This window comes from Cohnella suwonensis (assembly GCF_042655365.1).
GTDB classification, from domain to species: domain Bacteria; phylum Bacillota; class Bacilli; order Paenibacillales; family Paenibacillaceae; genus Cohnella; species Cohnella suwonensis.
The window spans coordinates 94,637-120,352 of sequence record NZ_JBHSMH010000097.1; the positions used below are offsets into that span (position 1 = coordinate 94,637).

Genomic DNA, 25,716 nt, shown 5'->3' on the forward strand with positions numbered 1-25,716 from the left:
TTTCGTTACATCACATTTCTGAGAAATAAAGCTACAATCGATCTCGTTAGAGTTGTCGATTGTTGTAACAAAATCAGTAAATAGAGTAGATATGGAGGAAGAAGAATGCGTATTAAAGGTACTAAAGTAGTGGCCATGATCTTGGCTATGTTGTTGGTAATAGGAGGGATTCCGGGGCTTCTTGTGCCTGGGGGAGGAAAGGCGTATGCGGCCGTACAGTCATGGCAGGCGGTGGGCTATGCCGGTTTCTCGGCAGGTGGGGTAACTTCCGTATCCATGCAAGTCTATAATGGCACCCCTTATGTGGCCTATGCGGATTGGGGGAACAGCGGTAAAGCCACGGTGATGAAGTATGATAGCGTCAACGGTTGGGAAACTGTGGGCAATGCCGGTTTCTCGGCAGGTAGGGTAGATTACGTATCCATACAAGTCTATAATGGCACCCCTTATGTGGCCTATCAGGATGGGGGGAACGGCTATAAGGTCACGGTGAAGAAGTATGACAGCGGCAGCAGCGCTTGGGTGACTGTAGGCAGCGCTGGATTTTCGGAGGGTCAGGCAGAATACATTTCCCTGTCTATAGCTACAGACGGCACCCCTTATGTGGCCTATTCAAACACTGTGATGAAGTATGACAGCGGCAGCAGTGCTTGGGTGACTGTGGGCAGCGCTGTATTTTCGGCGAGTTGGGCAGATTACATATCCCTGTCTATAGCTACAGACGGCACCCCTTATGTGGCCTATATGGATGGGGCGAATAGCGGTAAAGCCACGGTAAAGAAGTATGACAGCGTCAGCAGCGCTTGGGTGACTGTGGGCAGCGCTGGATTTTCGGCGGGTTTGGCAGAATACATTTCCCTGTCTATAGCTACAGACGGCACCCCTTATGTGGCCTATATGGATAGGGCGAATAGCAGTAAAGCCACGGTAAAGAAGTATGACAGCGTCAGCAGCGCTTGGGTGACTGTGGGCAGCGCTGGATTTTCGGCGGGTCAGGCAGATTACATGTCCCTGTCTATAGCTACAGACGGCACCCCTTATGTGGCCTATCGGGATTGGGGGAACAGCTATAAAGCCACGGTGATGAAGTATGACAGCGGCAGCAGTGCTTGGGTGACTGTGGGCAGCGCTGGATTTTCGAAGGGTCAGGCAGAATACATTTCCCTGTCTATAGCTACAGACGGCACCCCTTATGTGGCCTATCGGGATGGGGGGAACAGCAATAAAGCCACGGTGATGCAATTTAACACGTTTTTGGTATCACCGGGCTTGACAGCGGACACGACGGACACGGATCAGATGCACGACATCGAGATCACGTTCGCGGATGATGCGGCATGGCGTGCGGCAATCACGAAGGTGAAGGCCAACACGACATCGGTGCTGATGGCGGCGGGAACGGATTACACGCTGAGCGAAGGGAAGCTTACGATCCGCGCCGGTGTATTGGATAAAGGAAATCATACCATTTCGATCAAAGCAACCGGGTATACGGATGCAACAGTGGTTCAGGATGTGTCTCATATATACACCGGCGAAGGATCAGGTGCGGCAAGCGATCCTTACCAGATCGCAACCGCCGGGCAGCTCAATGAGGTCAGGTATTTTTTGGATTCGGGTCTTTATTACAAGCTGACTGCGGATATTGATCTGAGCGGCTACCAGGCCGGCGAAGGTTGGCTGCCCATAGGAGATTGGAACACCTCATTTCAGGGGAATATGGACGGAAACGGGTTCAAAATCACGGGATTGACGATTAACAGGCCGAATACGGATGATCCTATAGGATTATTCGGTTGGGCAGAAAATGCCAATCTATCCAATATGAAGTTGGAAAATGTAACCATTACAGGCGGCGATAATGTAGGCGGCTTGGTTGGCGAATCGGATAATGGACTGATCAGCAACAGCTACGTCACAGGAAGTGTGAGCGGTACAAACTATGTAGGCGGCTTGATTGGTTACAATTATTATACAACCATCAGTAACAGCTACGCCGCAGCAACCGTGAGCAGCGGGGGCGAAAGAGTAGGCGGTTTGGTTGGCGAATCGCATAATGGACTGATCAGCAACAGCTACGTCACAGGAAGTGTGAGCGGTACAAGCTATGTAGGCGGCTTGATTGGTGAGAATCATACAACCATCAGTAACAGCTACGCCGCAGCAAGCGTAAGCAGCGGGGACGCAAATGTAGGCGGTTTGGTTGGTGAAAATACTGCAACTATCAGCAACAGCTTCTACGACATGGGAACAACTGGGCAATCGGATACAGGCAAAGGCGAACCCAAATCGACTGGTGAAATGAATACGCAAACCACTTATAGCGGTTGGGACTTTGATACTGTATGGGGCATAAACTCGGAGACAAATGGCGGATATCCGTTTTTATTGAATCTCATGACTTTCACCGTGACTTATAATGCTAACGATGCTGCATCCGGAAGCGCGCCTGTCGATAGCATGGCTTATAAGTTGGGAGCGATGGTGGCCATTGCGGATGGCGGAAGTCTGGCGAAGACGGGATATACTTTTGCCGGCTGGAACACGGAAGCGGTTGGAAGCGGTACAAGTTACGCCGCTGGAGCGACTCTCACAATGGGTACGTCCGATGTGACACTGTACGCGCAGTGGTTAAGCAACAACGCTCTATTGTCTAGCCTAGCCGTAGATCAAGCCGCGTTATCGCCGGTGTTCTCGTCAACCCATCCGAATTATTCGGTGGATGTGGCTAACGCGGTAACAAGCCTGAACTTTTCCTTGGCCAAAACAGACCCGATCCAAACGCTTACGGTAACGGGAGCGGATTTCGTCTCCGTAACGGACAGTGTATATTCCTATAGCGCTTCGAACTTGATTGTCGGGTCTAACCTGATTCAGATTCTGGTAACGGCAGAGGACGGAACGCAAAATCCGTATCAGCTCACTGTGAACCGCGAAACGGCAGCAAGCAGCAACGCCAACTTGAGCGGACTGACACTGTCGAGCGGTACGCTAAGTCCGGTCTTCGCATCCGGGACAACGAGCTACACTTCAATCGTGGCTAACAGTGTATCGAGTCTTTCCGTAACGGCAAGCGTGTATGATAGCCACGCAACGATGACGGTAAACGGGACAGCCGTTGCAAGCGGTCAAGCGAGCGGAGCCATCAACCTTAATGTAGGCAGCAACCTAATCACCACCATAGTAACAGCGCAGGACGGAACAACAAAGGCGTATACAGTGACTGTGACACGGGCGGCTGCATCCACTACTGGAGGCGGTGGCGGCGGTACAACAAGCGATAAAGTTACCTCAACTGACGGTAAACTAACGCTTCCCGCAGGCCGTACGGGCGAGGTCAGCCTAAACGATGAGGTCACGGTCTCGATTCCGGCAGACGCAACACGAAGAGATCTGAGAATCACCATAGAAAAATTGGCCGAAACACAAAACATTCAGATGAGTACAGGCGCTCTGGTTAGCGCGGCATATGAGATTCTGAAAAACTTCCCGGAGAACTTCAGCAACCCGGTCACGCTAGCCTTCACATTCGATCCATCAAGCTTGAAGGGTAATCAAAAGCCAGTCGTATTCTATTATGACGAAGCGAAGAAGGAATGGGTGAAAGTCGGCGGAAAGGTGAATGGCAATAAAATCACTGTAGATGTCGATCACTTTACGAAGTTTGCGGTACTCGCTGTTGACGAAGCAGCAGATGTGCCTACAACAGATACGACAACAGATGTTAACTTTAGCGACATTTCCGGACACTGGGCGGAGGCTAACATCAAGCAAGCGGTAAGCGATGGAATCGTCAGTGGGTATCTAGACGGAACGTTCAAACCGGGCAAAACCGTAACTCGCGCTGAATTTGCGGTCATGCTGATGAATACGCTCAAGCCCCAAGAAGCAGGAGCGGAGCTGACGTTCACAGATTCGGCTAAGATTGGAGTCTGGGCACAGAAAGCAGTCGCGCAAGCGGTACAAGCAGGCATTATTAAAGGTTATAAGGACGGCTCTTTCCGTCCGAATGCTGAGATTACGCGCACTGAGATGGCAGCGATGATCGCGAATGCGCTTAAACTGTCCATCGAGTCGACTGACGTAACCGGCTTCGCTGATGACAAGGACATTCCGTCATGGGCAAAAGGGGCAGTGGCAGCAATTAAGAAGCTTGGTCTTATGGAAGGCACAGGCACAAACCAATTCAATCCGAATGCCCAAGCAACAAGAGCAGAGGCTGTGACGGTTCTACTGAAAATGCTGGCGCAACAGAGCAAGTAACTAAACTTGGGCTATCTGAAGGCGGTAACAACGGCGCGCCGATTAAAGAACAAGAGGACTTCCCCTAGGGAGTCCTCTTGTTCTTTAAATATGGACGCTTTGAATCGCGCGATCAACACTTTCGTTAATTGGGTCACATTGGAATTATCGGAACCGGATATGTCTGCAGCGCGCGTGATTCCTATCTCATCGTCGCGCGAGTGACGACGAGCAGTCTGGCACTCTGGCGCGAAGAGTGCTAATATAGTGTGGTACCCATTTATACCACGAGGTGAACGGATTCATGGCCAAGAAGGAATTCAAAGCGGAATCGAAGCGATTGCTCGAGATGATGATCAACTCGATCTACACCCAAAGGGAAATTTTCTTGCGGGAGCTCATCTCCAACGCTTCCGACGCGGTAGACAAAATTTATTACAAAGCGCTGACCGACGACAAGCTCATCTTCAACAAAGAGGATTACTACATTAAAGTAACCGCGGACAAAGAAGCCCGTACGCTGACGATCGCCGATACCGGCATCGGCATGACGAAGGAAGAGCTCGAGAACAATCTCGGCGTCATCGCCAAGAGCGGCTCGCTCGCGTTCAAGAAGGAGAACGAGGCGCAAGACGGCCACAATATCATCGGGCAGTTCGGCGTCGGCTTCTACTCGGCGTTCATGGTCGCGGACGTCGTCACCGTCACGAGCCGCGCGCTCGGCGGCGACGAAGCGTACAAATGGGAATCCGAAGGCGCGGACGGCTATACGATCGTACCGGCGGAGAAAGCCGCAGTCGGCACGGAAATCGTCATGAAGATCAAGCCGAACACGGAAGACGACAACTACGACGAGTTCCTCGAGGAATACCGCTTGCGGGCGATCGTCAAGAAATACTCGGACTTCATCCGTTATCCGATCAAGATGGACATGAGCAGCCGTCGGCCGAAGGAAGGCGAGGAAGGCGAGTTCGAGGAGTTCAAGGAAGAGCAGACGGTCAACAGCATGGTGCCGATCTGGCGTAAGAACAAGAGCGAGCTGAAGGACGAGGACTACGCCAACTTCTACAACGAGAAGCGCTACGGCTTCGACAAGCCGCTTAAACACGTTCACCTGAGCGCTGACGGCGCGGTTCGTTACCAGGCGATTCTATTTATCCCGGAGAACACCCCATTCGACTACTACACGAAGGAGTTCGAAAAAGGACTCGAGCTGTACTCGAACGGCGTGCTGATCATGGACAAGTGCGGCGACCTGCTGCCCGACTTCTTCGGTTTCGTGAAAGGGATGGTCGATTCCGAGGATCTGTCGCTCAATATCTCCCGCGAGATGCTGCAGCACGACCGCCAATTGAAGCTGATCGCGAAGAACATCCAAAGCAAGATCAAGTCGACGCTGCTCAGCCTGCTCAAGGACGAGCGCGAGAAGTACGAAACGTTCTACAAGGCGTTCGGCCGCCAGCTCAAGTTCGGCGTGTACAACGACTACGGCATGCATAAGGACGTGCTGCAGGATCTGCTCCTGTTCACCTCCTCCAAGGAGAAAAAGCTCGTCACGCTCGACGAATACGTTTCCCGGATGCCGGAAGACCAGAAGTACATCTACTACGCGTCCGGCGAATCGGTCGATCGGCTCGAGAAGCTTCCGCAGACGGAGATCGTCTTGGACAAAGGCTACGAGATTCTGTACTTCACCGACGACATCGACGAGTTCGCGATCAAGATGATCTCGTCGTACAAGGATAAAGAATTCAAATCCGTATCCAGCGGCGATCTGGGCATCGAATCATCGGATTCGGAAGAGAAGGACGAGGAGAAACAGAGCGGCAACAAGGAGCTCTTCGAGTACATGCAAGGCTTGCTCGAAGGCAAAGTCAAGAGCGTCAAGGCGTCGAAGCGTCTGAAGTCCCACCCGGTCTGCTTGACGACCGAAGGCGATCTGACGATCGAGATGGAGAAGATCCTGAAGGCGATGCCGAGCGGACAAGACGTGAAGGCGGAGAAGGTGCTCGAGATCAACCCCGACCACGAGGTGTTCAAGTCGCTCAAGGACGCGTTCGATAACGACAAGACGAAGCTCGGCTTGTACACGGGCTTGCTGTACAACCAAGCGCTCTTGATCGAAGGCTTGTCGATCGAGGATCCCGTTGCGTTCACGAACGATATTTGCAAAATCATGGTTTAATGGAATGATACACCCCGACTTCGGCCGAAGTCGGGGTGTTTTCGTACGCGCACGCAGCGCAGATCATATATGCCAAACAAAGCTTGAAGTTGAGGTTGCCGAAATCTTGGTTGACGGCACCGCCGCCCGACAGTCTGCGCACGACATGGACGCCGTTCGCTTCGACGTATTCGGCGTTGATTTCCTCGACGGTGTTCTGGTTCTTGCCGATGATGATCGACGGTTCGTTGATATAGATGAGGCAGGAAGCCCTCCGTATCCGGAAGAGACCGTAAAATATATTCTTCCAGCGCCAAGTTCAGCGTCGGAACAAAGTCACATCGGGGGCCGACGGTCTGGTACAATGGAGGTCACGCACCTTAAGGGAACGGAAGTAGGTACCGCCTTGAAAAATATACTCGTAACCGGTTACCGCGCGCACGAGCTCGGCATCTACGATCAGAAGCACGCGGGCATCGCCTATATACGCAAAGCGATCGCGACCAAGCTCGTTCCGTTGCTGGAAGACGGCTTGGAATGGGTCATCACGCCCGGCCAGTACGGCGTCGATCTGTGGGCGTGCGAGACCGCGCTCGAGCTGAAGGAGCGCTATCCGCAATTGAAAGTGTCCGTGCTGACGGCGTTCCTGAACCCCGAGGAGAATTGGAAAAAAGAGCGGCAGAATTATTACCGGCAGTTGACGCAGCGCCTCGATTTCTACGGCGCCGTCAGCAAGCAGCCGTACGTCGGACCGTGGCAGTTTACCGCGCGCGACGACCTTCTGCTGCGCAAGACGGACGGCATCGTCCTCGTCTACGACGAGGATGCCGGAGAGGCGAGCCCGCGGTTCATGAAGGAAAAGGCGCTTCGAAAGAACGAGAAGGAAGGCTACGGCTACTTCGCGATCAGCGCGCAGGACATCCAGGACCTCGCGACGGAAGAGAGCTACGGGGACGCGTATTTTTCTGCGGACGAGTAGGCGCAAGGTTCGACGCCCGCCGAAATAACGATGCCCCGCGCCGCTAATGCCTCGATTTCCCTCAATCCACCGAAATAACCGTGTCCCGCGCCGCTAATGCCTCGATTTCCCTCGATTCGCCGAAATAACGATGCCCCGCGCCGCTAATGCCTCGATTTCCCTCGATTCGCCGAAATAACCGTGTCCCGCGCCGCTAATGCCTCGATTTCCCTCAATCCACCGAAATAACGGTGTCCCGCGCCGCTAATGCCTCGATTTCCCTCAATCCACCGAAATAACCGTGTCCCGCGCCGCTAATGCCTCGATTTCCCTCGATTCGCCGAAATAACGATGCCCCGCGCCGCTAATGCCTCGATTTCCCTCAATCCACCGAAATAACGGTGTCCCACGCCGCTAATGCCTCGATTTCCCTCGATTCGCCGAAATAACGGTGTCCCGCGCCGCTAATGCCTCGATTTCCATCGATCCACCGAAATACCGGTGCCGCACACCGCTAATTGGTATATTGGGAGAACGCGTTGAGGATAACAGCCGTGAGTGCGTTATTTGTTGTCGGCGGTCTGAACGTGTTGTGAAGAGCGTCCGAGAGTGCGTACGTTATCGGTGGTGTGCCGACGGTTCGAATGCGACGCGAATAGCGTCCGTGGGCGTGGGCTCTTGCTTTTTGGATCTAATTTAATTATCATCTAATTAGATATACATCAAATCTCATGGAGGCACCCTCCCCATGCAATTAAATAAAGTCGTCAATTTCCATAAGGCGCTTGCCGACGCGACGCGGCTGAAGATGCTTATCCTGCTAGCGGAAGGAGAGCGGAACGGGCAGGAGCTGGCGGAGAAGCTCGGCGTCACGCCGGCGACCGTCACGTTCCATGCCGCGAAGCTGCGGGAGGCGGCGCTGATCAACGAACGCAGGGACAAGAACGCGATTTATTTTAAGCTGGACGATTATTTCATGAAGAGTTATTTCGCGGCGTCGGAGGCGCTGATCAACCGAGGCGCGAACAAAGGAGAGACGAATCGGATGAACGACGAGGAGTTCGGACGAACGAGAGACAACGTGCTGAAAAACTTCTTCGCGGCGGACGGCAAGCTGAAGAGCATTCCCGCCCAATTGAAGAAGAAGCTGATCGTGCTGGAGCATATCGCCGCGCGCCTAGAGATCGGCAGACGGTATTCGGAGAAAGAGCTGAACGAATTCATTAAAACGTATCATGAAGATTTCGCGACGATTCGCCGGGAGTTCATCATGCATCAATTCATGTACCGGGAGCGCGAAGTGTACGAGTTGAACCCTCGGGAGCTATGGGCGCGCTGGGAACAATTGTCCTAAAGTGCTCGCCTCGTTTTCATTTCATAGGGGAATCCGCACCTTGAACGCACTGCCCTCGCCGACCGTGCTATCCACGCGAATAGTACCCTGGCCGGCATCCGCGATGCTCTTGGCGATCGCAAGACCAAGACCATGGCCGCCGGTTTGGCGCGTTCTCGACTTATCCTGGCGGTAGAAACGGTCGAATATGCAAGGAAGAGCTTCGGTTGGAATACCGATCCCGTTGTCCTTCACTTCTATTGCGAGAAAGCGGACTCCTTTTTCCATACCGTCTGCAAGATTGACGTCAACCGCCCCTTTGCCCGGCGTATATTTAATCGCATTGTCGATTAACAGTACGAGCAGCTGCGTTAATTTTTCCTCGTCCCAATTTACGGTCAGCTCTTCGGGAGCATTCAACTTGATGGAAATATCCTTGGCTTGGGCCAAGGGCTGGAGCTTATGAATCGCTCTCTCGGCTGCGGCTCTCGGATTGAACAAGGAGCGGTCCAGCACGAATTCGCCGGAATCGGTGCGGGCTAGGATCAGCAGTTCCCCGGCCAGCTTCGTTATCGATTGAACCTCGTCTTTCATCCCGTTTAGCACGTTCTTCGAGAAGGGATCGCTATCGATGCTTTCCTCGAGCTGAAGGGCTTCGATCGACGTTAGCATGACGCTCAGAGGAGTACGCAGCTCATGGGAGGCGTCGGCTACGAACTCGCGTTGTCTCGCATAGGCTTTGGCAATCGGTATAATCGCTTTGCGAGACATCAGATGGCTTAACCATAAAGCGATAACGAAGAACAGCAGCGCCATCCCGATCAGAAGAATGAGCAGCCAACGGAACAGATTGTGCTGGAACGTAACTTCCTTGCCTACATATAAGGTGCTGATTCGCTCCCCATTCCAGCTCAAGTCGCGGCCGGTAACAAGGAATCTTGCCTTTTCTCCCTGATTCGTATGCAAGATGACTTTATGTATCCCTGTCCCTCCGAGATCGCCCTCCGCGATAGACTTCATCACTTGAGAGCGCAGTACCTGTTGCATCTCGCCCCCCAACTGCAAGCTCCCATTCTCGGCGATCAAATAATAGAAAGATTGATCGGCGCTAATCGAGAAGGCATCCTCTACGGAACGCGGGGGAAGTCGATTCGGATTGCCGTCTTGGTCGGCCCACTCTTGCAGCGTACGAATTTCGCTATCGGCGAGCTCGTTCAGATGGGATCTCTGATCATTCCAGATGAACAGATAGAGCAGGACATACACGATAATGACGAACAAGCCGAGAAACACGATAAGCACGCCGCTGTATTGGAGCGCCAGCTTATGGCGTGTCCGGTCGAACAAGTCGCCTTCGATTAACAACCTCTTGATGGAACCCCAGTTACGCTTCAATTTTATAACCTACGCCCCTCACGCTCAGAATGAGCTCCCGCGAATTGGAATTCTCGAGCTTCTTACGGATTAATTTGACGGTCGCATCGATCGATTTCAGATTCACGTCGGCATCAAGACCCCATACTTTGTCCAAAATGACTTCGCGGGTAAGCGTAAGTCCTTTGTTCTGCAGCAGCAGGTCCAGAATTTGAAATTCGCGCGGGGATAATTGGATTTCCTGATCGCCTTGAATGACGATCTGACTCGTACGCTTCAGCACCAGATCGCGGATCCGGATGACATCCTCATGAAGGGGAACGAAGTTTCTGCGCATCAATGCACGCAAGCGAGCCAATAGCTCGTCCATCTCGAACGGCTTGACCAGATAATCGTCGGCTCCGGCATCGAGACCTTCGACGCGATCCTGCAACGCATCCTTAGCGGTCAGCATCAGCACCGCTCCAAGATACCCGGACTGGCGAAGTCTGGCGCACGTATCGCGGCCATTCCCGTCCGGCATCATCCAATCGAGCACGACAACATCGTAGCTGGAAGCCGTCGCATAGTCGAACGCATCGTTGCCCGTCGTTACCCAATCGACCGTGCAGCCGGTTTTTTTCTTCAGCATATGCGCCGTCAGTTCGCCCAACCGGACATCGTCTTCCGCCAATAGGATCTTCATCCCTTTGCCCCATTTCCCGAATAACGCTTCAGAGAAAGTATAATCGATAGGGTTGGTGCTTTCACCATAATTTCACCAAGTCCAAGTAAGATACGAATCAAGCCATACACAATCCAACGAGAAGAAGGGAAGATTACGATGAATAAAAAAACGAAAAGCATTATCGTCTGCGCATTGGCAACCGCGATTGTCGTAAGCGGAGGGTTAGCGTTCAGCAGGAATGACCGGGTGTCTGCCGCACCGGCAAGAGAGGATTGCAAAGGAGGACCTCACGGTAAAATAAACAATAAAACGGACAACGGAACTGTAACCGCTCCTAAGCAAGTCGGCGATGTGGTTATATCCGGCGGATTCGACACGGACCCCCAAGACCATGGCAGACCGGTCGTGCTTATTGCTGCGGCGCTTGGGGTACCCACCGAGGTTTTCCGAGAAGCATTTAGCGGAGTCACTCCTTCAGGATTGGATAGCCAGCCAAGCTCCGAGCTCGCCGAGCGGAACAAAGCGGCCCTTCTTAAAGTCCTTGCTCCCTATGGGATCGCGAATGACCGCTTGGATGAGGTGTCCAACTTCTATCGCTATAACGGAAAACAAAGCAAAACCTGGCAGATGACTCCGGCAACCGCGACTGCGACGATTACGAATGGCGTCGTGACCGGTGTTAAGATCACGAATCCGGGAGCAGGCTATTCTTCCCCTCCGACAATAACCGTGAAGGGGCCGAGCGGAATGATTACCGCGACAGCTACTTTATCCTTCACTAAGGATTTTAAGACGAACGGGAGCATCTCTTCTATAACGATCAAATAATCGTACGAAATAGAGAAATGGCGGTACAGGGATAATTGCCCTTGCACCGCCATTTTTCTATTTGATCAAGAAGTTTGCTGCGAGTAAGCTATCATCTTATCCTTTTACGGCTCCGGCAACGACGCCTTTAACGATGAATTTCTGCAACAAGATAAATACGACGATGGAGGGCAGAACGGCCATGACCATCGCGGTCATCGCGTATTGCCAATCCGACGTATACTGGCCGACGAAGGTGTAGGCGGCAAGCGTTAACGTCTTCGTCGTCGGAGAGCCGTTAACCATGAGGAGCGGAAGCAGGAAATCGTTCCAGATCCACATGACGTCGATAATGATGATCGTCGCGGTAACCGACTTCAGCAACGGGAAAATGACGGAGAAGAACAAGCGGAAGCCGGAAGCCCCGTCTATCGTGGCGCTCTCGTCGATTTCTTTGGGAATCCCCTTCACGAACCCATGGTAGATAAACACGGCAAGAGGCGCGCCGAATCCCCAGTATAGTACGCCAAGTCCCCAAGTGCTGTTCGTGAGATGGATATCCTTGGCGAGTTGCAGCACGGTCAGCATGATCGACTGGAACGGAATGAGCATCGGCATGATGCACAGGATATACAGAATGGCGCTCATCTTGGACTTCGTTCTCGATAGCTTATAAGCCGCGATCGAGGAGACGAGGACGATACCGGCAAGCCCGACGATCGTCACGATCGCGTTATTCAAGAATAACCTTGGATAATTGATGAAGCTCCATACGTACGAATAGTTATCGAAGGCGAGGTGCCTTGGAAGAGCAACGACGTCGGTCATGACTTCGCTGAAGCTTTTCAAAGAGTTGATAAGCGCCAGGATGAGTGGATACAGGAAAAGAATCGATAATAGGATCATGACGATTTCAAGGACGACGCGTCCTGCTGATAATCTGTTCGTTTTCGTTTTCATTACGCCTCGATCTCCCTTCTCTTGAAGAGGGTTAGCTGAAGCAGGGTGATCGCTAATACCGCGACGAAGAGGATAAGCGCTTTAGCCGTTCCGTAACCGTACAGGTTGTTCTGGAAAGTATCTCTGTAAATATCGTACGCAACGCTGTAGGTCGTGCCGCCGGGTCCTCCTCCGGTAAGGGACAGGATGACGTCGAATACTTTGATGGAATTCGTCAACGCCATAAAGACGGAAATGGTGATGGAAGGAGCAAGCAAAGGCAACGTGATGCTCGCGAACCTACGTACAGGTCCGGCACCGTCGACGGTTGCCGCTTCTTTCAGATCCTCCGGTACGGATTGCAAGCCTGCTATATAGATGACCATGTAGAATCCGATCGATTGCCATACCGATACCCCGAGTATGGATAGGAATGCCAGTCCCGGCTCCCCAAGCCAACTGAGCTTGAATATCCCCCACCCCGTGCTTGCTCCGAGAGACTCGAATCCCTGCATGAAGATGAATTTCCAGATGAAGCCCACAATGACGAGGCTAAGGATATACGGAATGAAGAAAGACGTACGCAGCCATGTCGTGCTTTTCAGCTTCATGTCCAGAATGACGGCAAGCCCGATGGCGAGCACGTTCACGATAAGGATATACAAGACCGCGTATTTAACGGTAAACCAAGCCGCGTCCGTGAAATTCGAATCTCCCATGAATATTTGCTTGAAATTATCAAGGCCGATAAACTTAGGGCTCTTGGAAATTCCGTTCCACTTGGTCATGGAGTAGCGAATGGTCATGGCGAACGGAATATAGAACGCAACGGCGATGCAGATCAGAACCGGCAAAGTAAAAATGCCGAACTCCAGCTTATCGCTCCATTTTCTGCCTAGATTCTTGAACATTAGAGCACCTCGTTTCGCTGAAGTCCATCTTATCTCGACTTCTTTTCAATCCAATGAATGTATTATAAAATAGCCCGCATATCGCAAAAATGGATTAATGAAATCATTTTGGGGTAAAAAGGTGAACGGATGCGTATCCGGAAAGGGGGAACAACATGCTCGGAAGAGTCTTAAACATCCTCATGCTGATCCGGTTCGGCTGGATTTCCCGCAGGCTGGTCAACAAGCTTATACTCATCTCCACTACCGCGATTATCCTTGTCGTTGCGTCGTTAACCTTTATTTCTTATCAGATGCTTCAGAGGGAATCCGTAAACAACGGCATCGCGAGCACGACGAATAATTTGCTGCTCGTGAACCGGAACATGGAAGACTATTTGGAGGGCATCGATCAGATGTCCATGCCGCAGATCAAGTACGACGAACTAACGTATGCCCTCGCGCACGAGGACAAGGATTATGCTTCCAGGATGTACTTGGAAAATTACTTGAGGAATCTATACTTCTCGCGCAAGGATCTCGATTCGATTTACTTGTACGTCGTCGATCAGCAGAAGTATTATTCCATCTCCCAGGAAAACTATAATATTACGGTGCGAACGGGCTCTAACCCTTCCATCGTCGGCATGCATTGGTACAAGCAGGTCATGGAAAGCCCCGCTAACTCGGCTCATCAATCCTTCGCGGAGCCGGGAACCGAGACGGGCTACCCTGTCGATAAGAAAACGAGCTTCATGGCCTACCACCGGGTTCTCAAGACCATCGTTACCCGCCAGCCGCAGGCGGTCATTTCTTATTACTTCAACGCATCGGCCAAGGACGAGATTATGAAGGATATCCCGTTCAACGAAGATCAGCATCTCTTCTTTCTGGGACCGGACAACGAATTGTTCGACGCGGACGACTTGGGCTTCTACGGTCGGGCCGACGATGCCGGACTGATCGATCGGTTGAAGGACAAACCGACCGGCCGGTTGAAGTGGACCGGCGACGGGCAGAAGTATCTGGTCGTCTTCGACGCAGGCAAGCAGCGAGGTTGGAAGCTGGTCAAGCTGATTCCTTACAAGCAGCTTTACGAAGCGGCGATCACGACGCGCAATCTCAACTACGCGATCGGTTTATTATTCCTGCTCCTGTCGGTTATTCTCGTGACCCTAACCTCCAACGCCATCACGAGACCGCTCAAGAGGCTGTCCCATCAGATGAGCCGTTTCAGCGCGGGCGATTTCGACGCGGAGACGGAAGTCAAGGGGAGAGACGAGATCGCGTACTTGTCCCGGCACTTCAATCAGATGGTGAGAAGAACGAACGAACTTATCAACGAGCGGTACAAAATGAAGCTAGTGGAGAAGAACGCGATTCTGAAGGCGCTGGAAGCCGAGATTAATCCGCATTTCCTCTATAACGCTTTGCAGGCGATATCGACGAAAGCTATTAAGAACGACCGATACGATATCGCCGATATGATCGATGCGCTCGCCATGACGTTGAGGTACTGCATCAGCGGCAAAGACGTCGTATACGCCAGAGAAGAGCTGCAGCATATCGAGCGTTATTTATCTCTGCAGAAAGCCCGATTCGGCAGCAGGCTTCAAGTCGTTTACGAGTGGGACGACTCGCTGATGGAGCTCAAGATCCCGAAGCTGTCCATTCAGACGTTGGTCGAGAATGCGATTAAGCACGCGCTGGAGAGTGTTTCCCATACGGTCACGATCGTCATCGGGGCACTGTTGACGCCAACCCTTGCCGTCATTTCGGTTAGGGATGACGGTCCCGGATTTGCTTCGGGAAGGCTGGATCAGGTGTTGAATTCGTTCCGGAACGAATGGGAAGATCGGACCGGGGACAGCGAAAGCGTCGGATTGGTTAACCTTCATACGCGCTTGAAGCTGCTTTACGGAGAAGAAGCGGAGCTTGGCATCAAAACGGATCATACGGGAACGGTAATGGAGATGAGGTTACCTCGGGGGAGTGGCAGCTATGTATAAAGTTCTGATCATCGACGACGAAGAGCCTCTGCGCGAGGCGATACGCATTCTGGGCGATTGGGAGAAGCTAGGGGTCGAACGGGTGCTGGAAGCGACCGACGGTAAAATCGGCCTTTCCATGCTGGAGGAGCATAAGATCGATCTCGTCATCGTGGACATGAAGATGCCCGAGATGAACGGCGTGGAGCTGCTGCGCGTCATCGAACGGGAATATCAGGATTTGCTGACGATCGTCATTAGCGGGTACAACGATTTCGAATATACGAGACAGGCGATCCACGCCAAGGTCGTTGATTATTTGCTTAAGCCCGTCAACCGGCGCGACCTCAACGAAGCGCTGCTGAAAGCGATCAACGTGCTCGAGGCCAAGCGGAAAATGAAGAGCGAGCACATCAGCAAAAACATAACGCTGAACTTGTCTTTGCCCAAATTGAAGGAAAAAGTGTATATATCCCTCATCGAACGCAGCTTCAAAAATCAAATGAACGAAACGTTCCTGCCTCTCATCGGCGCGGACGATGCCATGAACCGCTTCGCGACGGTCGTCTTGCGAGTGCTGAATCTGGAAGCCGTAAGCGTCGGCCGCTTCCATAACGACGTCGATCTGCTTCGATTCGCCATCGCGAACGTAATCGACGAGATCGCAAGCGACCATTTTCATTGCTTCAGCTTCGCCAGCCCGAAGGAAGAGAGGGAGATGATCGCGGTCATCACCATGAAGGGCGGGTACCGGGAAGATATGGTCTACCGTTCCGTTCACCAGATGAAACGGGTTTCCGCGACTTTGGCCAAGCTATTCGGCATCGTCGCGCTCGTCGGCATCGGCGACCTATGCGACGAAGCGCTGGACATAGCCGATTCTTACGATAATGCGAAAGCGTCCATCAACGGGGTCGATCTGTTGAAGCTCAATGGAAGCGCGGTGACGAACGAAGCGGCGCAATCGTTCCATAAGGACAATCTTTCCATCTCCAGCCGAATTCCGATGATTCGAAGCGCGCTTGAGAACGGAAGTATCCAACACGCGAAGGGAATCATGGGCGATCTGGCGAAAAGCTGGAAATCCTCCGGCGGTTTCAGCGTTTGGGAAGCCGACCGGACGGCGCGCGAGCTCGTCGTTCTGCTGAACGACATCGCGTTGGAACTGAAGGTATCGCCCGAGCGGTTGCTGATCGGCGGAGATCACGCCCTGCGGATGAAGGGAATATCGGCCGATTATACCGACTTCGGCCAATACGAGTCTTTGCTTAACCGGATCCTCGAATATTACGTCGAAGAAATTCGCAAGGCCTTGACGGTGAATCGCCCGTTCGACGTCGGAGATATTAAAAGCTTCATCGACAATCATTACTTCGAAGACATCAAAATATCGGTCTTCTCGGATAAATACTTTCTTAGCAGGGAATACCTGATGAAGCTTTTCAAACAGGAGTTCGGTACCGGCATCCACGAGTACGTGCAGAAAGTACGCATGGACAAAGCCAAGGAGCTGCTCGACGATCGCAGCCTGAAAATCCAGGATATCTCCGAGATGTTAGGCTACAAGGACAAAAATTATTTCAGCAAAGCCTTCCGCAACTATTATTCGTACTCGCCAACCGAATATCGGGAGAACCGGATGAACGGATAAAATGCGAACTCAAGCACATCCGTACGCTTTTTTACCCTCAACAATTCACTTATGTGCATTTTTATCCGTCTTCCGAAACATTAGAATAAGCCTCGTAGACGTTATTCAACCACATGAAATGGGGGCATTTCGATGTTAAAAAGGCTTCTGGCACTGTCGACTAGCGCGGTGCTGACGATGGGAATTCTGGCGGCATGTTCGGGCAACAACGATAACGCGAACAACGGCGCCGCAACGGGAACGGCATCCGCGCCGGCGAGCGGGGAAGCGGCTTCCGTAACGATCAACATGTTCACGGCTTCTCCGGAATACACGGATGCTTTCAATGCTTATATCGCGGAATACAAGAAGGTAAAGCCGAACGTGAAGATCAACCTGGAAATCATGCAGGCCGATTACAACACGGTTCTTAAATCGAGAATCGCTTCGGGCAGCACGCCGGACGTGTTCCAAACGACGGCAGGCGGAGATATCGACACCTTCGCGGAATATAGCGCCGATTTGACGAACGAACCGCTTGCGGCCGCGATGACCGACGCCGTTCGCTCCAATATGTCCTCCTCCGATGGCAAGGTACTCGGCTTGCCGGTTAAAGGCAACCTCTTCGTTCTGATGTACAACAAGAAGCTGCTGGCGGATGCAGGCATTTCCGCGCCGCCGAAAACGACGGCGGAGCTTAATGACGCGATCGCGAAGCTGGAAGCCAAAGGAATCACGCCATTTGCTAACGGATACAAAGAGTGGTGGGTCTGGAAGCATATTTTCCAGCATTTCGTTGACGCCGCGGCGCAAGACGCGAATATGAGCGCTAAAGATTTAGTCGCTAAATTCATTGCCGGGGAAACGACGTTCAAGGATCATCCCGTTCTGAACGACAACTTCTTCAATTTCATCGACCTAACCGTTAAGCATGGCACGGACAAACCTCTTGAGCGCGATAGCAATGCCGAAGTCAGCGATTTCGCGTCCGGCAAAGCGGCATTCATGACGGGTAAAGGCGCATGGGACGAAGAAGCGATCAAGAAAATCGCCCCGGATTTCCAACTTGGCATCGCCGGTTATCCCGTGAGCGACAAAGCGGATCAAGCGTTGATCATTACGGGCGCGGACCAAGCGCTGCGGATTAACAAAGATTCGAAAGTCGCCAAAGAAACGATCGAATTCTTCAATTGGCTCTATACTTCCGATTACGGCAAGAGCTGGTTTTCTAACGTAGCGAAGGTTATTCCTCCAATCAAGGATGCGCCGCTTCCGAATCTCGACATGCCGAAGCAAATGGAAGAAATCCTCAAAACCGAGAAGTCCGGAGACCTTTCCGTCAACTACTCGCTCGATACGTTCCATCAGAAGTTCGGCGAACTGATGCAGGCCTATATCGGCGGCAGCAAGTCGAAGGACGATACCGTCAGCGAGATTCAGAAAGCTTGGATTCAATTCGGCTCCGCCCAATAAGATAGATCCGCGAATTTGTCTATTCAAGCGGTAACTTGTCGCCGGAGATGAAGCGTCTGGATATTACGATCAAATAACTTCATGAGTAGCAAAGAGGAGAATCCCGGCGGGATTCTCCTCTTTGTAATTTAAGGCAATCGATTAATCCGATCAACTTTTCGCCGCTTCCGCGTACTCGTCCCGGATTCGCAAAATGCCGGGCAAGTTGTCAAAGAAGACATCGAGCAGCTTCGGATCGAAGTGGCGGCCGCTTTCTCCCCTGAAATAGGCGAGAATGTCGTCCAGAGGCCAAGCTTTCTTGTATACCCTGTCGCTGCCGAGGGCGTCGAAGACGTCCGCGATCGCCACGATTCTTCCGTAAATATGAATGTTCTCGCCGGCGAGTCCGTTTGGATAACCGGTTCCATTGAATTTCTCGTGGTGCTGGTGGGCGATGATGGCGGCGTATTTGATAATATCGCGGTTCGAATGATTCAGCATATCGTAACCGAAATTCGTATGGTGTTTGATCGTATCGAATTCCTCGTCGGTCAGCTTGCCGGGCTTGTTCAGGATCGCGTCCGGAACGGCGACCTTGCCGACGTCGTGCATCGAAGAAGCCAGCCGTACGAGCTCGGCTTCTTCCTCGGGAAGGCCGTACTTGAGCGCGAGCAGCTTGGCGTATTCCGCGACCCGTTTGACATGATAGCCGGTTTCCTTCGATCTCGTCTCCGCGATTTCGCCGAGCGTGAAAATAATTTCTTTCTGCGTGTTCTCGACTTCCTCGTTCAAGTAAATGTTCTCGAAAGCGACGGACACGTTGGAGCTGTATATTTCGATCAAATACCGGTTCCATTCGTTCAAGGGCGTCGATCCTTCGAAATAGATGACGTTTTCGCTGCCGGTCTTGCTCTGGAAGTAGCAGGTGAAGTGCTCGTCGTAAAAGCTGCCCTTCTTGTCCTTGAACGTTTTCTCGATGCTGCTCAGCACGCGGGGAGGCACGAGGTCTTCGATCCGATCGTTCTCGCTCGGGGCGTAATCGCCGCTGGCGGCCAATATATAGATTTTCTCTTGACCCTTCGAGACGGCATAGCTGTTGCAATGAAGCGCGTTCTTGTTCAGGTTGAGAATCGACGTGAGCTGGGTGAGCACGCCGGAAGCGAATTTGCGCATCGACTTCAGCTCGAACAGGTCCGCGGAGGAGTTGATGATTTTCTCCAGGCCGAGCTTGTTGTTCTCGATTACGACGATGTCGCGAAAGGACCGAAGAGCGGACATGACCGTCGTAAAAAGCTTCTGCGAAGTCAATTCCGTCTTCTCTTTGTAATCGTTGATATCGTAGTTCGTGATCACGAGCTTCTCCGGCGCTTGACCGGGCTGGCCCGTGCGCAGAATGATGCGCGCCGATTGATATTTCAATTGCTCGCGGATGTGCCGGACAATCCGCAGGCCGGTATCGTCCTGGTCCATGACGACATCTAACAAAATGATGGCGACGTCCGGATGGTCCCGTAACACCTCGTGCGCCTCGGCCTCGGAGTACGCGCTGATCATCTCCAGCCGCTTGCCGTCGAATTCGAAGTCGCTTAATACCAGCCGGGTAACGTTGTGGACTTCGTGCTCGTCGTCGACGATAATGACTTTCCAGCGCTCGCCGCGGGCAGCGGTCCCGGAAGCCTCCGGGTTCCCGCGCTCATCGTTCTCGTCGTCGGCGAAAATCAGAAAATCGTCCTGTTGGTCGCTTGCCATAGCTGTCATCCCTCGTTCTTCATAGGTATTTGGATAATGAATTCGGTGCCGATGCCCGGATTGCTCTCGCATCTGATCGTGCCGCCAAGCGATTGCGTGACGAGATTGTAGACGATATGCATGCCGAGTCCGGTGCCTCCCCCTGCCCGGTTCGTCGTGAAGAAAGGATTAAAGATCTGCTCGACGATCTCCGATGCCATGCCTCGGCCGTCGTCGGAATAATGGAGGGTCATCTCGTCTTTATAGGACGAAGTGTTGATCGTGATCGTTCCTTCGGCGTCGGCGTCGTACGCATGGATGATCGAGTTCATGATCAGGTTCGTCACGATTTGCGAGATCGCGCCCGGATCGCTATAGATGGACACTCCGTCCTTGCCGAGCAGAACGACCCGCAGCTTCGTCTTCTTCAGGTTCGGTTGAAGGCTGATTAACACTTCCCGGATATATTCCTTGATCTGGAACGTTCTCTTCGTCTCGACTGACCGGTCGACGGCTACCTGCTTGAAGCTACGGATCAGCTCCGATGCGCGGAATAAATTCGTCTGGATCATGCCCGTCGTCTCCCGAACCGACTTCAGGTATTCATCCAAATCCGAGCGCTTCATCTTGTTGTCTTGGTACAACGACTGGAATGCTTTGGATCGCTCGTCCAGATAAGAGGCCGCGGTGACGCCGATGCCGATCGGAGTATTGATCTCGTGAGACACTCCTGCGACCAAGCTGCCCAAGGCGACCATTTTCTCCGATTCGACGAGCTGTTTCTGAGCTTGTTGAAGCTCTATGTACCGGCCTTCCAGATTACCGACCATCTCGTTAAAAGCGGAAGCGACTTCGTTGATTTCTTGGCTGGAATCAAGCAAGAGTTCCTTGTAGTCGTCGCCCTTCTTGACCGATAGCGCGGCTTCCCGCAATCTGAGCAGCGGCCGGATCAGCAGCTTGCGGATAATGAACGAGAGAACCGCGAGCAGAAGAACGGCCATGGCGATCCCTACGCCGACGATAATGCGAATGCGGTCTTGGATCAGACGTCTGCTTTCGGATGTATCCAAGAGGAGCTCGATCCCACCGATCGTGACTCCGTCTTCCTTTAGCGGAGCGGTCAGCCTGTCCTTGGGAATGCCGTCGTCTTCGTTGCGCAGGTGCGCGACGAGCGTCTCGTCCTCGGATGACTGCAGCGAGTTTAGCAATTCGCGCGGGGACGGTTGGCCGACCAGGTTGCGATCCGTCGAGGCGAGAATCACGTCTTTCCCGTACAACGTCAGCTGAATCACATTTCCGTCTTTGTACTGGATATAGTCGAAAATTTGCTGGACGTCTTCCATCGAATGGGACTCCTCGTACCGCCCGTTGATCGCGGTCGTCATCCCGTCGAGCTGGCTGACGTACGTTTCTTCGACGGAGCGCTGCAAGCTATAGGAGTTAAACCAAACGACGATGGACATGAGTACGATGGTAACGGCGGTAACGAGAACCAGAATTCGGGTTTGCAGGCTAATGTTTTTGAACACGTCTCTTCTCCTGTTAACGAATCGTTATTTGATCTCGAAATCGAACGTTTTCGTGACGTCGTAGGGAGTATGATCGTTGTTGTGCAAGGATACTTTCAACGTATGCTTGCCTGCGGCAAGATCGGGGAATACCTTCTTCCCTTCCTTGACGCCGATTTTCTCCCCGTTGTCGAGATACATATGGATGTGTCCTTCGCCGGTTTTGCGGGCCATGCCGTAATGCTCGGGCGAGATCTTCATATCCGTATCGACGGTGACGCTTACTTGATTGCCTTCGATAACCATCTTGACGTCCATCGTCGGTTTGTGCGCTTCTTGGTTGCTATCGCCGCCGGAGCTCGATTTCGTTGAGCCGCATGCGGACAGAAGAAGACAGCAAAAGAGCAAAACGCTTATGATTCTCATTCGTAACACCTCGCCTATAAGTTGCATTCGACTATATTATAAAGTTTTTTGTCGAAAAATGGAGGGATATTTTTCCGGGATTCAATCTTGCAGCCTGCGGGCGGGGACGCGGCTGAATCGGGAACGCGGGAAAGGGGCACGCTGAGTGGAGAACGGGAGGGGAAGACGATGCTGACGCCGGAACAAAGGCTCACGCTGCATGGATTCAACAATCTGACGAAGTCGCTCAGCTTCAATATGTACGACGTCTGCTTCACGAAGACGAAAGAAGAGCGCGAGGCGTACATCGCTTACATAGACGAGCAATACAATTCCGACCGCCTGACCAAAATCCTGAACGCCGTGTCCGACATTATCGGCGCTCACGTCCTTAACACGGCGAAGCAGGATTACGTGCCGCAAGGGGCGAGCGTGACGCTTCTCGTCTCGGAAGGTCCCATAGTGGAAGTGCCGAACGAATCGTACGACGAATCGCCCGGACCGCTCCCCGGCAACGTCGTCCTGCAGCTGGACAAGAGCCATATCACGGTGCATACTTACCCGGAATACCATCCGAGCGAAGGGATCAGCACGTTCCGGGCCGATATCGACGTATCGACGTGCGGAGAAATCTCGCCGCTGAAGGCGCTGAACTATTTGATTCATTCCTTCGATACCGACATCATGACGATCGATTACCGGGTAAGGGGCTTCACTCGCGACATTAGAGGTAACAAGCTGTTCATCGACCACGCTATCAATTCGATCCAGAATTACATCCCGAAGGAAATCATCCAGCAGTACGACATGATCGACGTCAACGTGTACCAGGAGAACATTTTCCATACGAAGTGCAAGCTGCGCGATTTCGACTTGAACAACTACTTGTTCGGCTACTCGAAGGACAAGCTGAGCGAGGATGATCAGCGCGATATCGCCGAACGGCTGAAAGACGAAATGGACGAAATTTTTTACGGCAAAAATATCAAGTAATCGGACTTTTTGAACAACCTCCGATCGTGTACAATAGAAACGTAGATTTCGGTTCATGCAAGGGGGTTGTCAACAGATGAGCCAAGCGGACGCGATCAAGAAAATTCTCGAGAAGAAAAAAGCTCGCCAGCAAGCGCAGAACGGCAAAGCCGGATTCTCCTCGGACGTCAAGCAAATGAAGACGCAGATCAACAAAGTGCAGAACAACCAGAAAAGGCGAACGGGCGTATAAGTCCGTCGGCTTAGTCGGTTTCGGCGCGCCCTTCCGGTTTTCCTCCGGAAGGGTTTTCGTTTACTCAGGCCGGACCATGTACTATACTATAATTATTCCATTGAATGAAATAATTACGACGGCGACAGGTGCGGACGGGAGATTGACGCGACGTGCGAGTAAAGGGCAACCTGCAATTGATGAAAGAGATCAATACCGCGATGATTATGAACCTGCTCCACCGGGAAGGGAAAATCACGAGGGCGGAATTGACGAAGATCACGAAGCTGAGCCCGACGACCGTCTCGGTGCTGATCGAGGAGCTTATCGCCAGAAACCTCGTCGAGGTCATCGGGGAGAAAATCTCACCCGGCGCGGGTCGCAGGGCGCTCGCCTTGCAAATCAACAAGGACGGCGGGTGCGTCGTCGGCATCTCGCTCGGCATCCATTCGCTGATCTGCGCGGTGATGAACCTGCACGGGCAGATCGTCGCGGAGCATCGAACGAAGCTCGAGATCGGCGGAGTATCGCTTGCGCAACAAATTTTCGACGCGATTACGGTTTGCGTCAACCAAGTCGAAACGTTGCGCGCGGACTTGATCATGGGCATCGGCATCTCGATTCCGGGCATCGTCGACGAGCAAGAAGAGACGGTCGTCTATTCCGGCTTGCTGAAGCTGAGAAACGTCGACCTGCGTAAGCAGCTTTCCGTGATATTCCCGAGCGTGCCGATCAAGGTCGTTAACGATTCGAACGCGGCCGCCTTCGCCGAGCATTATTTCGGCGCGGGGAAGGACAAGAGCAACCTCGTCTATTTGAGAATCGACGAGGGGATCGGAGCCGGCATCATTCTCGGATCGGAGATCTATTCGGGATACAGGGGAGCGGCCGGCGAGATCGGACATATTTCCGTCGATCCGGACGGTGAAATCTGCAATTGCGGTCAGCGGGGCTGCATGGAAACGGTACTGGGCGGTCGTTATGTACTGGGCCGATGCAGGGACCTTGCCACGAATCTGGGCATCGCCGTCCCCGATTCGCTGGACGAAATCATCGCCCGTTCAGATGCGGGCGAGACATGGCTTGAGCCGGTATTCGAGCGGATTTCTCGCGTGACAAGCCTCATGATCGCCGGCACCGTCAACTTCCTCAGTCCCGAGGTCGTCATCATCGAGGGCTGGATCAATCGTTCCGTCAAGCTATCGGAGCAATTGAATGCCGCACTACTGAATATATCGGTTCCGTTCGTCTTCTCGAAACACGGAATATTGCGGGCGACTTTTGGAGAAAAAGGCGCTCTGTTCGGCTCGGCGGCGTTAATGCTGCACAACATTTTCAGCGCGTCGGTGTTGAAATAAAGCGGAGGTAGAATGAAGGCTATGGACAAGAAAGTATACGCGGGCATCGACTTGGGCGGCACGAAAATTCTCGCGGTGCTGACGGACGAGAACGGAACGAAGCTCCGCCACGCGGAGACGAGCACGAATGCCGCCGAGGGGGAAGAGGCCGTCATCGGTCGAATGATCGCGCTCCTGCGCGAAATGCTGGAGCCGGGCGAGAAGCTGGCAAGCATCGGCGTGGCGACGGCGGGCACGCTGAACGCCGCCGAAGGCATCGTCGCGACCGCGGCGAATTTGGGATGGCATCAGGTGCCGCTCGGCAAGAAGCTGGAGAATGCGTTCGGCGTACCGGTGAGGCTCGAGAACGACGCTAACGCGGCCGCGTACGGCGAATGGGCTGCCGGCGCGGGCAAGGGCACGCAAGATTGCGTCTACGTTACGGTATCGACGGGAATCGGCGCGGGCATCGTCAGCTCCGGCAAGCTCATCCGCGGAAGGGATTCCAGCGCGGGCGAGCTCGGTCACATTACGCTCGACTGGAACGGACCCCGCTGTCCTTGCGGCAACGTCGGGTGCGTCGAGCTATACGCGTCGGGGACTGCGATCGGACGCGCCGGACAACGGCTCGCCGCCGAACGTCCGGAAGAAGCGGCTACGCTGCTCGCGATCGCCGGCGGAGCGGCGATCACGTCCCGGCACGTGGCGGAAGCGGCGGCCGCGGGCGACGGGCTGTCGCTCGGCGTGCTGCGCGAAGCCGGCAGAGCGCTCGGCACCGCTCTCGTCAGCATTATCCATATGACGAATCCGGAAGCGATCGTGCTCGGCGGCGGCGCGTCCGCCATCGGCGAGCCGCTGCTCGGGCCGATGCGCGAGGCGATCGCCGACCTTGGCATCGCTTCGATGGCCGCGGACGTGCGGATCGTCAGTCCTCTGCTCGGCAAGGAAGCCGGGGCGATCGGCGCGGCTCTGCTCGTCGCGAAGGGATGAGGCTCATTGTTTTTTCATATCGGTCTTGCAATCGTACCGTTTTCGCCCTCTCGGCGGAACGGTTTTTTTTGTGCTTGCCCGGCTTGGAGAATATGTCCGT

The 25,716-nt window shown here is 53.2% G+C and carries 19 protein-coding genes and 1 pseudogene; 12 read left to right on the plus strand and 8 right to left on the minus strand.

What is annotated here, in order from left to right; translation table 11 throughout:
- Positions 1-105 precede the first annotated feature (105 nt).
- A complete protein-coding gene (locus ACFPPD_RS21880) occupies positions 106-4,263 on the plus strand; it encodes an S-layer homology domain-containing protein (protein WP_209744494.1) in 4,158 nt (1,385 codons plus the stop codon).
- 283 nt (positions 4,264-4,546) lie between these two features.
- Positions 4,547-6,427, plus strand: a complete 1,881-nt coding sequence (htpG, locus tag ACFPPD_RS21885) for a molecular chaperone HtpG (RefSeq protein WP_209744497.1) — start codon at positions 4,547-4,549, stop codon at positions 6,425-6,427.
- Between the two features lie 85 nt (positions 6,428-6,512).
- Here htpG and ACFPPD_RS21890 read toward each other — a convergent pair.
- Positions 6,513-6,771: pseudogene (locus ACFPPD_RS21890) on the minus strand (lipoate--protein ligase family protein); the annotation flags it as partial.
- 41 nt (positions 6,772-6,812) lie between these two features.
- Between ACFPPD_RS21890 and ACFPPD_RS21895 the strand changes: the two are divergent.
- Entirely contained in the window at positions 6,813-7,385 is a 573-nt protein-coding gene (locus tag ACFPPD_RS21895; protein ID WP_209744500.1) for an SLOG family protein, read from the plus strand.
- Between the two features lie 727 nt (positions 7,386-8,112).
- Entirely contained in the window at positions 8,113-8,718 is a 606-nt protein-coding gene (locus tag ACFPPD_RS21900) for a DUF2087 domain-containing protein (protein WP_209744503.1), read from the plus strand.
- Positions 8,719-8,739: 21 nt separating this feature from the next.
- Here the strand turns inward: ACFPPD_RS21900 and ACFPPD_RS21905 are convergent, their stop codons facing one another.
- The gene (locus ACFPPD_RS21905; protein ID WP_209744506.1) at positions 8,740-10,092 is read right to left on the minus strand and encodes a sensor histidine kinase; all 1,353 of its coding nucleotides are present in this window, start codon (positions 10,090-10,092) and stop codon (positions 8,740-8,742) included.
- Complete coding sequence (locus ACFPPD_RS21910) at positions 10,082-10,756, minus strand: response regulator transcription factor (protein ID WP_209744509.1); 675 nt, start codon at positions 10,754-10,756, stop codon at positions 10,082-10,084. Before ACFPPD_RS21910 ends, ACFPPD_RS21905 begins: the two co-directional genes overlap by 11 nt.
- A gap of 138 nt (positions 10,757-10,894) precedes the next feature.
- Here ACFPPD_RS21910 and ACFPPD_RS21915 point away from each other — a divergent pair, with 138 nt between their 5' ends.
- Entirely contained in the window at positions 10,895-11,566 is a 672-nt protein-coding gene (locus tag ACFPPD_RS21915; protein WP_209744512.1) for a hypothetical protein, read from the plus strand.
- Positions 11,567-11,662: 96 nt separating this feature from the next.
- Here the strand turns inward: ACFPPD_RS21915 and ACFPPD_RS21920 are convergent, their stop codons facing one another.
- Both ACFPPD_RS21920 and ACFPPD_RS21925 read right to left on the minus strand, forming a co-directional pair.
- Positions 11,663-12,505, minus strand: coding sequence for a carbohydrate ABC transporter permease (locus ACFPPD_RS21920; RefSeq protein ID WP_209744515.1), 843 nt, complete (start codon positions 12,503-12,505; stop codon positions 11,663-11,665).
- Positions 12,505-13,395, minus strand: a complete 891-nt coding sequence (locus ACFPPD_RS21925; protein ID WP_209744518.1) for a carbohydrate ABC transporter permease — start codon at positions 13,393-13,395, stop codon at positions 12,505-12,507. Before ACFPPD_RS21925 ends, ACFPPD_RS21920 begins: the two co-directional genes overlap by 1 nt.
- A gap of 155 nt (positions 13,396-13,550) precedes the next feature.
- On the opposite strand from ACFPPD_RS21925, the gene ACFPPD_RS21930 reads away from it, so the two are divergent.
- The 3 genes from ACFPPD_RS21930 to ACFPPD_RS21940 all read left to right on the plus strand — a co-directional run bounded on the left by ACFPPD_RS21930 (position 13,551) and on the right by ACFPPD_RS21940 (position 18,465).
- The gene (locus tag ACFPPD_RS21930; protein ID WP_209744522.1) at positions 13,551-15,383 is read left to right on the plus strand and encodes a sensor histidine kinase; all 1,833 of its coding nucleotides are present in this window, start codon (positions 13,551-13,553) and stop codon (positions 15,381-15,383) included.
- Positions 15,376-17,013, plus strand: coding sequence for a response regulator transcription factor (locus ACFPPD_RS21935; protein ID WP_209744525.1), 1,638 nt, complete (start codon positions 15,376-15,378; stop codon positions 17,011-17,013). The genes ACFPPD_RS21930 and ACFPPD_RS21935 overlap by 8 nt, the downstream gene beginning before the upstream one ends.
- 132 nt (positions 17,014-17,145) lie before the next feature.
- On the plus strand, positions 17,146-18,465 hold the full coding sequence (locus ACFPPD_RS21940; RefSeq protein WP_209744528.1) for an ABC transporter substrate-binding protein: 1,320 nt from the start codon (positions 17,146-17,148) through the stop codon (positions 18,463-18,465).
- A 150-nt stretch (positions 18,466-18,615) separates the two neighbouring features.
- Here ACFPPD_RS21940 and ACFPPD_RS21945 read toward each other — a convergent pair whose 3' ends face one another.
- Genes ACFPPD_RS21945 through ACFPPD_RS21955 form a run of 3 tightly spaced genes read right to left on the minus strand, consistent with a single transcriptional unit; the run spans position 18,616 to position 22,106 of the window.
- Positions 18,616-20,193: a DUF3369 domain-containing protein gene (locus ACFPPD_RS21945; RefSeq protein WP_378083351.1), complete on the minus strand. Its 1,578-nt coding sequence runs from the start codon at positions 20,191-20,193 to the stop codon at positions 18,616-18,618.
- A 5-nt stretch (positions 20,194-20,198) separates the two neighbouring features.
- Positions 20,199-21,701: a sensor histidine kinase gene (locus ACFPPD_RS21950; RefSeq protein ID WP_209744531.1), complete on the minus strand. Its 1,503-nt coding sequence runs from the start codon at positions 21,699-21,701 to the stop codon at positions 20,199-20,201.
- A gap of 24 nt (positions 21,702-21,725) precedes the next feature.
- Entirely contained in the window at positions 21,726-22,106 is a 381-nt protein-coding gene (locus tag ACFPPD_RS21955; protein WP_209744534.1) for a hypothetical protein, read from the minus strand.
- Between the two features lie 168 nt (positions 22,107-22,274).
- Between ACFPPD_RS21955 and speD the strand changes: the two genes are divergently transcribed.
- From speD to ACFPPD_RS21975, 4 genes are all read left to right on the plus strand, one after another.
- Positions 22,275-23,078 carry an adenosylmethionine decarboxylase gene (speD, locus tag ACFPPD_RS21960; RefSeq protein WP_209744536.1) on the plus strand — a complete coding sequence of 268 codons (804 nt, stop codon included), beginning with the start codon at positions 22,275-22,277 and terminating at the stop codon, positions 23,076-23,078.
- Positions 23,079-23,154: 76 nt separating this feature from the next.
- Positions 23,155-23,310, plus strand: coding sequence for a hypothetical protein (locus tag ACFPPD_RS21965; protein WP_209744538.1), 156 nt, complete (start codon positions 23,155-23,157; stop codon positions 23,308-23,310).
- 152 nt (positions 23,311-23,462) lie between these two features.
- Positions 23,463-24,647: an ROK family transcriptional regulator gene (locus tag ACFPPD_RS21970; RefSeq protein WP_209744540.1), complete on the plus strand. Its 1,185-nt coding sequence runs from the start codon at positions 23,463-23,465 to the stop codon at positions 24,645-24,647.
- 21 nt (positions 24,648-24,668) lie between these two features.
- The gene (locus tag ACFPPD_RS21975) at positions 24,669-25,616 is read left to right on the plus strand and encodes an ROK family protein (RefSeq protein ID WP_209744542.1); all 948 of its coding nucleotides are present in this window, start codon (positions 24,669-24,671) and stop codon (positions 25,614-25,616) included.
- Positions 25,617-25,716: the final 100 nt, after the last annotated feature.